At 45.9% G+C, this 1,572-nt stretch carries 1 protein-coding gene and 1 pseudogene; both read right to left on the reverse strand.

What is annotated here, in order from left to right; translation table 11 throughout:
* Nucleotides 1-1,060 (reverse strand): annotated as a pseudogene (locus tag ACP45E_RS17775) (2-nitropropane dioxygenase); the annotation flags it as partial.
* Between the two features lie 29 nt (nucleotides 1,061-1,089).
* A partial coding sequence (locus tag ACP45E_RS17780; RefSeq protein ID WP_141707403.1) for a beta-hydroxydecanoyl-ACP dehydratase occupies nucleotides 1,090-1,572 on the reverse strand: 483 nt, incomplete at its 5' end.

Genomic DNA, 1,572 nt, shown 5'->3' on the forward strand with positions numbered 1-1,572 from the left:
TTGTTGCTAGCAATTTACGAGTATGTTCACTCGCCCCTGCTTCAACACACGCTTGGTTGATAGAACCTGTCACAATGTAAGCCGCGCCCATGTTAAAGGTTGCCAGTGCAGCATCAGGTGTACCGACACCGCCACCACAACCTACTCGTAGTGGCGTTTTGAACTTATATTGTGCTTGAATTTTATCTTTTAGTGCCAAAATCGTTGGAAGCAATGTAACCAGCGGACGGTTATCAGTATGACCACCTGAGTCGGCTTCCGCCGTAATGTCATCAGCCATAGGAACTCGCTGAGCCAATTCCATTTGTTCAGCAGTAATACGGCCTTCATCTACTAAGCCTTGCAGCATCTTAACAGGTGCAGGCTGCATGAATTTGCTTGCCACTTCCGTTCGGCTTACTTTCGCAATGACCTTGTTCGCAATCTTGATCTCGCCTTTCGCATCGCGGCTAAGACCAGCTGCTCGGTATTGAACGATTTGAGGCGTTAAACCTAAGAATGCTGAAGCTTCAACCGTATGGACACCATGCTTTAAGAATAGCTCAACACTACCACGCTCTAGAGCAGGCTCGCTTGGGCTATGGATCAAGTTAAACATGTATGGGCCATTTGGCAGTGCCGCTTGAATACGGTTAATCGCTTGCTCTACACGGGAAGGAATCAGACCTGCCGCGCCAAAAGAACATAGAATGCCCGCTTTGCCTAGCGCAATAACTAGCTCTTCAGAAGAGATGCCATTCGCCATCGCGCCAGCGTAGTACGCATATTTTACACCGTGAAAGCGACGGAAATCTTCATCACCTAAACTTTGCGTACCTAATGCTGGAGCAAATGCACTTACTGGGTGGCTATTGGTTGCGCTTGCCGAGTCACCTGAAGTGATCGCTGCTTTTTGGCTAACGCCCAACCCTTTTTCAGGGTGATTTACGACATAGCAGCCAAGGCTTAGATCTTTGAGTACCGTTGCCATTGTCGCTGCATCAAAATGTGTGTTGCGCTCTTCTATTTGCCAAGGCCATGGAGAAAGCTTTTCGTTGTTCATTGTTGTTTCTGTTGTCATAATAATTTTTTCCCTACTATTCTCTTGGCTTATTTGTTCTCAAAGCAAATCGCTTCTTCGATACAGATCGCGATATCTTTCAGTTCGTAAATACGCAGTCCGTCTTTACTGAGATTCGCGTCACCAACAATGACTTTCTTTCCGTCTTCATCTTTGATTGCCGTGATATGTACATCCAGAGACATCTGTTTGTTTAACGGGTTAATTTGACCACGATATTTCCACTTAACCTCAGATTGGATTTGACCAAACTTAGGATTACGGAAACCTGCTCCCAAATCTTTATTCAGTGCGTAGGTTTGCATCAATTCAATAATCGCTTCAACACCTAAAGAGCCCGGCATGACAGGGTCTTGATGGAAGTGGAACTGGAAAAACCAATCACTAGGGTCGATAGTACGCTCAGCATAAAGGTAACCAAGACCAGATTTACCGCCATCGCTAGTAATTTGAACTTTGTCGATGAAGTTCAAGCGACCACCAGCAAGTTGGTAGTGTGGCTGCTCTTCACC

Origin of the sequence: Vibrio genomosp. F10 str. 9ZD137, from assembly GCF_049974785.1 — a bacterium.
Classification (GTDB): Bacteria; Pseudomonadota; Gammaproteobacteria; order Enterobacterales; family Vibrionaceae; genus Vibrio.